The 8,085-nt window shown below is 59.9% G+C and carries 5 protein-coding genes and 1 tRNA gene; 1 reads left to right on the top strand and 5 read right to left on the bottom strand.

Going from position 1 to position 8,085, the window contains the following annotated elements; genetic code table 11:
- Window positions 1–534 precede the first annotated feature (534 nt).
- The 5 genes from ACR0P8_RS02470 to ACR0P8_RS02450 all read right to left on the bottom strand — a co-directional run bounded on the left by ACR0P8_RS02470 (window position 535) and on the right by ACR0P8_RS02450 (window position 6,235).
- Window positions 535–1,620: a hypothetical protein gene (locus ACR0P8_RS02470; RefSeq protein WP_432623343.1), complete on the bottom strand. Its 1,086-nt coding sequence runs from the start codon at window positions 1,618–1,620 to the stop codon at window positions 535–537.
- Window positions 1,621–1,818: 198 nt separating this feature from the next.
- Window positions 1,819–1,892, bottom strand: a tRNA-Gly gene (locus ACR0P8_RS02465).
- Window positions 1,893–2,006: 114 nt separating this feature from the next.
- Window positions 2,007–3,125, bottom strand: a complete 1,119-nt coding sequence (gene htpX / locus ACR0P8_RS02460) for a zinc metalloprotease HtpX (RefSeq protein ID WP_432623341.1) — start codon at window positions 3,123–3,125, stop codon at window positions 2,007–2,009.
- 211 nt (window positions 3,126–3,336) lie between these two features.
- Window positions 3,337–4,374, bottom strand: a complete 1,038-nt coding sequence (locus ACR0P8_RS02455) for a serine hydrolase (protein ID WP_432623339.1) — start codon at window positions 4,372–4,374, stop codon at window positions 3,337–3,339.
- 409 nt (window positions 4,375–4,783) lie between these two features.
- Window positions 4,784–6,235 carry an FAD-dependent oxidoreductase gene (locus ACR0P8_RS02450; protein ID WP_432623337.1) on the bottom strand — a complete coding sequence of 484 codons (1,452 nt, stop codon included), beginning with the start codon at window positions 6,233–6,235 and terminating at the stop codon, window positions 4,784–4,786.
- Between the two features lie 276 nt (window positions 6,236–6,511).
- On the opposite strand from ACR0P8_RS02450, the gene ACR0P8_RS02445 reads away from it, so the two are divergent.
- Window positions 6,512–8,017 carry an amino acid permease gene (locus tag ACR0P8_RS02445; RefSeq protein ID WP_432623334.1) on the top strand — a complete coding sequence of 502 codons (1,506 nt, stop codon included), beginning with the start codon at window positions 6,512–6,514 and terminating at the stop codon, window positions 8,015–8,017.
- The last annotated feature ends 68 nt before the right edge of the window (window positions 8,018–8,085 follow it).

Here is an 8,085-nt window from a genome sequence, read left to right as displayed (position 1 = left end):
TGGCCGAGTAAAAGGTTGCGCGGGCTGCCGCCGGAGGATTCCGCAGTATTGTCGGGAAGGTTCTGATCCGTATTCACGATTCCCAGACTACCCATCGGCCATCGCCACGCGTGTCTGACCTACCGCACGTGTCCGATTCTGCAGAAACGGACATCCAGACGCCCAATCCAGCATCTCGCATGTCCGATTCTGCAGAATCGGACGCACAAAAGGCAATTCCGGACGTCCACGTGACCATTTCTGGAGAATCGGACATGTGAGATGTGGTTTTGCAATTCCAGACGTCCGATTCTCCAGAATCGGACATTCATGAGACGAGTACGGCACAAACTAGGCATGGCACAACAGCACAACAACACAAACAAGGATGGCGGACCACGCACAAGCAGGCCGGACATGGCACAAGTCACGCACAGAGCAAGCCAAATAAGGCATAGGACATAAGCAAAGACAGGCAGGAACAAAAACACGAGCCGGCAATCGTTAGCCAACGGCACGACATAATCGACAGAACACAGAACAAACCAAATGAAATCAGTAGGCCTTACAACGAAAACCGCTGAACGGCGACCGTCGTCGAACCGGTTCAAACGGAACGCCCACCGCCTGCAATCGCTGCCGCAACTGCCCGCGATCACGCACATGCTCCATTTGAAATCGCACGACATCAACCCGAAGCATATTCAGCTGCGTCTCACGATCCTTCTCACGCAGAATCACATCGATCGAATCGCCTTGCCCCATCATGGACGGGTCGACATACTTCTGCCTGCCATCCAGTTCGCCCACGACGATACTGCCATCGTCACGTTTCCATAGAAAGTCGGCGCGAATCTCGCCGCCACTCAACGGACTCACAAACGTGGCCTGCATTCGTGGCCGGCATGCGCCGACCTCCAGAATCGCGGCCAACGCGGTCGCCTCCCCGCCGTTCTCACACGCGGGATCAGCATGTTCAGCGACATACCTGGCGCGCGGAATACCACCAATCCGCTTCCTTCCGTGGACATAGTCCCGCAGCCGATGTTGCGGCAAACCAGACAATCGCAGACCCGTGCAGCACACGACCATCGCATGCTCAAAATCAAGCATGCGGCCGCAATCCATCATCGTGTCCATTTCCACGGTCACCTTCATGCCATCCACGGTTTTCACCGCCGGCATATCCTTGTAAAAATGGGCGATCACATAACCATGGCGCCCCGCCTGCGAGCGTTTCGACACCGCGACATGCACGTAACGCTGCAGCTTGATGGTGGTGGTGAATCCCAACGCGCCCGCCGCGGACGGGCCGCACAACACCCAGCCGGGATGCGTATGGCACACGGTCCGCAAAGCCCACGTGATGCGTTGCGCATATGACAGCGATTCCCATTTCGCGGCGGCGATATACATGCCTTTGTACGGCATGACGATTTCTCCCGTTTTCAGACGTCGCTGAAATGCTCGCCGATCCCTGTCTCGTCTTGGCACCGCCAAGCGACGGCGCGCGTACGCCTGGCCAAGCATGGTGTCAATCCGCTGCTGCGCCTTGGTTTGCGGTGGCCTCTTCTGCTGTTTCTTCTGTGATTTCTTCTGCGATTTCGCAGTTTGCTGCCGCGATTGTGCGTGCGTTTGCATTTTCATGTCCATGCGCACAACGTAGAGGCCCCGAACAGATGGGCGCCACTGGAACAGGGGTTGTGGTCGGAGAACGTGAGTTATCCACAGGCTCCGGGCGTGTCGAGATGGGCAGGCGCGCAGCGTACGGTGTGGTCACGGGAGGGTCTTTGCTATAAGTAAAACCCTTGGAATCGTTGCAATTCCAAGGGTTTCCAGTGGAGCGGATGACGGGAGTCGAACCCGCCTTTAAAGCTTGGGAAGCTTTCGTTCTACCGATGAACTACATCCGCAGAATGTGCCTTTTGGGCACGAGTTCACAGTTTAGCATGCCACGGGCGCACATGCGAGCATAGACCGCTATGCGGAAAACCGGATTCCTTCGGCAAATTCGCGGCTCAACGGGCTCAGCCGAAATATCCGCCAGACGTGGGCCGTTGCGAATAGTCACGGGAATAGCCACCGTTCGTGCCATACTGTGCACCGTATTGCGAGCCATACTGCGCCCCGAACCGCGGACCGCCTTGCGCGCCCGCACCAAACGCGGCACCTTGACGGATGTCCGAAGCGGCGATGCCACTCGTCGCGTATCCACCAGCCAAATACCCCGACTGCACGCCCTGCTGACGCATCTCCTGACTCATCTGCATCAACCGAGCTATGCGATCCGAAGTCGGAGGATGTGTGGAGAACAGCCTAGAAAAACCTTCTGCGGAGAACGGATTGGCAATCATCATCGCAGCCACCGACTGCGTTCCGGCGGTCTTGTCCATCGGCATGGCGGCCGCACCGCCGGAAATCTTGCTCAACGCGGAAGCGAGCGCCTCCGGATCCTCCGTCAATTTGGAACCGTCCTCGTCGGCATCGTATTCGCGTGTGCGGGAAATCGCCATCTGAATCAGCGAAGCCGCGATTGGCGCGAGAATCGTGCTCAGCAGCACACCAAGCAATCCCAAACCGCCGGACGCCGAATCGTCACGGTCATCGCGGGAACGTCCGCCGCTGAAATACATGAGCGAATAGCCGAGATACGAAATCACGGTGGCCATGGCGGAGGCGATCGCGGACGTCAGAATGTCGTGATTATAGACGTGCATGAGCTCATGGCCGAGCACACCACGGATTTCGCGTTCATTGAGCATCTGCAGGATGCCTTGCGTGCAGCAGACCGCCGCGTGACGCTCATTGCGTCCCGTCGCAAATGCGTTGGGGCTCATGGTTGGGGCGATGTAGATGCGCGGCATCGGCTTGCCCGCCTTTGCCGACAGTTCGCGGACGATCTTGTACAATACGGGGGCTTCCTGCTCGCTTACCGGCTGCGCATGCATGCTGGCGATTGCCAGTTTGTCGGAAAACCAGTAAGAGACGAACGTCGAGCCGAGTCCAATGAGGATGTAATAGCCGAGCGTGCCTTGGCTGGCGCCGGTCGCCCACCAAATGAGCATGATGACGCCCCACATCAACGCGAACAACAGCGTTGTCTTCAAGCCGTTGCAATGGCCGTGCACCTGCAATTTGCCGTTCATGGACACCAGCGTAGAAATGCAGACTGGGATTTTGCTGGACGCCAGCTGGAGGGTGGTTTGGCGGAGTGTTGGAATCCTACCTCGAATGTCCGATTCTGGAGAATCGGACACGCAAGCACCTAATCCAACCGCCTACACGTCCGATTCTGGAGAAACGGACACGCGGGCATCCAAAGTTTACGAAAATCCGAACGCGGGAAGACGGCACGCACTATCCCTGCATATCGCCCGAATGCACCGCGTCAAGCGCACCGATCAAACCGGTCAGCAAATCGTTGCGATCGCAGGCGTCCGTCAACACGGCCAGCACATACGAGCCCGACTGCGAAGCCACGATACCCGCATCGTTCAGCGAATAGTAGCCGCCCTCGCCGGTGATCCAGCCAGCCTTCGTATACACGGTGTTCGCATCGCCCAACGCCGCATGAATGTTGGAATTGCGCGAATCCGTCATCTCGCCGGCCAACCATTGCAACGATTCGGGTGCGATGCCCTGCGCCCCAGACGTCTGGCCGGCGAAGAGGAACCCATATCCGGCGGTCCACAGTTTGGCCATATCCCTCGCGGAAGTGAACATGTATCCGCCGAGCTCGGGAGTCATCCTGGATGAGACCCCCTGCTGCTCGGCCCACGTGTTGAACAAATCAAGCCCATACGTCTGGTAGAACCAGTCGTAAGCATCATTGTCGGAATCGCGCAGCACCACATCGACCTTCTGCTGAATTGCGGCGGCTTGCGGATCGGAAGCTTGATATACGGCGTTCAAATCGACGGTACCCGTCGAAAACAACGACATCAGGTACGGCGCCTTCGCCGAGGATGCCGAATAAATCTGCGTATCCGCGTTGTATTCGATCGTACGTCCCGTAGTGATATCGGCGAGCATGAACGATGCGGTGTATCCGCCGTTGGTGAAATTCGCGATTTGCGATTGCACCGCCGCCTGCGATTCAGCGCTCAGCGTGAAACCTTGCGTCGTGATCGCAGGACTGCCGTCCGCCGCGGAAATGGCGTCCTGCACAGCTTGCAATGACACCGGCGCCGTCTGCTGATTTGCCGACGCGTTGTTCGACGCCGCGGTTCCGGAGATTTCGCTCGGCGACATGGCGTGGGCCGATTCCTCGAATCGCAGGTTCGCAAGACCAGCGCCTGCAGCGACGCAGGCCAGGCAGGTAAGGAGCAGGCTGGCTACGACGGATGCGGAATAGCGACGCGCGTTCTTACGCTTGACGTGCTTTCCGAAATTCATATCGACCTCACGACTCTAGACATTCGCAACATTCGTGCCGGCAATTCTTGCGGCGTGCCACACACCGCGTTCCATTCACGAGAGTCTACCGCGATAACGCGAATTTCAGGGCTATGCGACAAATCCCTCCACAATGTCTGATGACAGGTACGGCCGATGCCCAAGCCGATACCCCGATACCTCGAACGTCCGATTCTGGAGAATCGGACATGCAGACGGCAAAAACAACGCCTTGAGTGTCCGATTCTCCAGAAACGGACACTCAAGGCGTCGAAAAAGCGGTGGGAACAGCAGCGATTGGCTGTAGGGATCGGCTACGACCGCACGCGTTGCAGTCCGCACTGAACGGCCAAGCGCACCCCTCAGCCGTACCTCAGCCGAACCTCAGATCAGGAGAGGTCCGAAGCGATCAGGCATGCGCCAGCGCGCGCATCTGCTCCGGGTCGATGACCTTCTTGTGCTCGCGGCCTTCCTTCGCGCCCTCGGCACGCTCGTACGCGTCGACCTTCTTCCAGCCGGCGAAGTCAATCGGCTTGACGCCGCGGGATGCGAGCAGACGGTCGATGGATTCCGGATCGCGGTCAACCGCCACGCGACCACCCTCGGCGGCCTTGGACAGGTCCTCGAGCATGTTGGTGACGATGAGCAGCGCGTCGGACTTGGTGGATCCGATCAGGCCGACCGGGCCACGCTTGGCCCAACCGGTGGCGTACAGACGCTCACGCACCTGCGCGCCCTCGCCGGACGCCTCGGTGGTGATACGGCCGTCGCCGTTCGCATTGGCCAAGTGAGCGCGACGATCGTCGTATGCGATGCCCGGCGCGGAAGCCGGCTTGTAGCCGATCGCATGGTACACGGCCTGCACCGGATACTCCTCGAATTCGCCGGTGCGGGTCATCTTGCCATCGGCGCTGGTCTCGGTCTTCTCCACGCGGATGCCAACGACCTTGCCGTCCTTGCCCAGCACTTCGACTGGCGCGGAATTGAAGTGGATGTAGTACTTGCGGTCCGCCGGATTGCCTTCGAAATCGGTGTCTCCGTCGTCTTCCATATCTTCGGCCATCTCACGGATGGTGAACAGCTCCTCGACCATCTGACGGGTCAGCTTGTCCTTGCCGGCCTCCTCGATGGTGTCGTCGTCCAGATCGAAATCGTCCTCGTTGATGATCAGCTGCACACCCGGCAGCTTCTCCATCTCGCGCAGCTCCTGCACGGAGAACTTGGCCTGGGCCACGCCACGGCGGATGAACAGGTGCAGGGTCTTGGCCTTGTTGGCCTTGATACCCTCGTACACGTTGTCCGGGATGTCGGTTTTGGCTTTGAGATCGTCGGCGTTACGCATAAGCTCGCGCGCCACGTCCATGGCCACGTTGCCGCCGCCAATCACGGCGACCTCTTCGGCGTCGAGCGGCCATTCGCGGGCGCCGGTCGGATAGCCGTCATACCATTCCACGAACTTTGCGGCACCGTGCACGCCGTCCAGATCCGCTCCCGGCAGGCCGAGCGGCTTGTCCTCCACCGCGCCGGTGGCGAACAGCACGGCGTCGTAGCGTTCGAGCAGCTCGTCGAGCGTCACGTCCTTGCCGAATTCCACGTCGCAGTACAGGTGGATGTCCGGGTTGTCGAGGGTCTTCTCGAGCGCGGACGCGATGAATTTGATGGATGGATGGTCGGGGGCCACGCCGTAGCGTACCAGGCCGAACGGCACCGGCAGCTTTTCAAACAGGTCGATGCGGGCCTTGGTGCCCAGGCCGAGCTCCTCGCCAAGCTTCTTGAGCTGGCGCAGGAAGATGTCGGAAGAGTAGACGCCTGCAGGGCCGGCGCCGATTACAGCGATACGAAGTTCTTGAGTTTCAGTCACGCGCTCTAGCCTAATATATTCCCTGCATTTGCGATAGGGGCGTACGGGCTTTTTCTTGCGACCTCCACACGCGCACGTGACCGACCGGGAACGGGGGAACGTATCGTCGGGCAAGCGTCGGCGAGCTTCGTCGCAGGTAACGAGCAATCCGTATACTGTTTGCGACCTTACGCGCCGTCAATCGATTGACATGGCCATCGCACCGCGCTTTGGCGGAAAAATTACGATTGCGGCGCACCGTACAACGAAGAAACCATATAACGAAGAAGAAGAATCATGAGCGATTCCAATAATTCGGCGCATTCCAAGGCGCCGACGCAGGGCGGCGCGCGCAAACTCGATAAAAGCGACGCCGGCTATGCGAAGGATCTGAAGCCACGTCATATCCAGATGATCGCCATCGGCGGTTCCATCGGCACCGGCCTGTTTCTCGGCGCGGGCGGCCGTCTCGCGCAGGGCGGCGCGGGTTTGGCGATCGCGTACGCCGTCTGCGGTGTTTTCGCGTTTCTGATGGTGCGCGCCTTGGGCGAGCTGGCGATTCGCCGTCCGTCGTCCGGCGCGTTCGTCTCGTACGCACGTGAATTCCTCGGCGAGAAGGGCGCGTACATCACCGGATGGCTGTTCTTCCTGGACTGGTCGGTCACCGTGATGGCCGACATCACCGCAGTGGCCGTGTATTTCCATTATTGGAAGGCGTTCCAGGGCGTGCCGCAGTGGCTGCTGGCGTTGTGCGCGCTGGCGGTCGTGTTCGTGCTGAATCTGCTGAGCGTAAAGATGTTCGGTGAGGCGGAGTTCTGGTTCGCCGCCATCAAGGTGGCCACGATCATCGCGTTCATGGTCATCGCCATCTGGGCCATCGTCACCGGCGCTCCGGTGGGTAGCTCCCATGCCGGTGTGGCCAACATCACCGACAATGGCGGCCTGTTTCCGAAGGGCATTCCCACCGTGTTCGCACTGACGTTGGGCGTGGTGTTCGCGTTCGGCGGCACTGAGATGGTGGGTGTGGCCGCGGGCGAAGCGAAGGATGCCGAGAAAGTGCTACCGAAGGCCATCAATTCCATGATCATCCGCATTTTCGTGTTCTACGTGGGCTCCGTGGTGCTGATGGCGCTCGTGCTGCCGTACACCGCTTACTCTTCCAACGAATCGCCGTTCGTCACGTTCTTTTCCGGCATTGGCATTCCGCATGCCGGCGACGTGATCCAGGTGGTCGTGCTCACCGCCGCGTTGTCGTCGCTGAACGCCGGCCTGTATTCCACCGGCCGCACCTTGCGATCGCTTGCCGTGGCCGGTTCCGGACCGAAGTTCGCCGCCCGCATGAACAAGCATCACGTGCCGTACGGCGGCATCATCATCACGTCCGCGCTGGGTCTGATCGGCGTGGTGCTGAACGCCGTGCTGCCGTCCGACGCGTTCGAAATCGTCATGAATCTGGCCGGCATCGGCATCGCCGGAACCTGGGCCGCCATTCTGGTCACGCATCTGGCGTTCCTCAGGAAGGTCAAGGCCGGCGAGGAAACGCGTCCCGCGTATCGCATGCCGGGAGCTCCGTACACGAACTACATTTCGCTGGTGTTCTTCGCCGTGGTCGTGCTGTCGAATCTCACCAGCGCGTCCGGCCGTTGGACGCTGGCCATGTTCGCGGTGGTCGTCGTGGCCATGATCGCCGGCTGGTTCTATGTGCGTGGCCGCATCAACGGCGACCTGATGGACGAGATGCTCGACGACAACGGCAACGACGTGCCCGACGTGCTGGAAACCACGGAAAAGCCGGGCAAGTAGACCATCATCGTTCGTCCGCCGCCCAAGCGGCCACCAACGGCAATCGCCGGCGACCCGGCATGCTTTCG

Source organism: Bifidobacterium sp., assembly GCF_050874245.1.
Classification (GTDB): domain Bacteria; phylum Actinomycetota; class Actinomycetes; order Actinomycetales; family Bifidobacteriaceae; genus Bifidobacterium.
The sequence above is the reverse complement of the archived record's forward strand: the minus strand, read 5'-3'. Positions and strand labels throughout refer to the sequence as shown.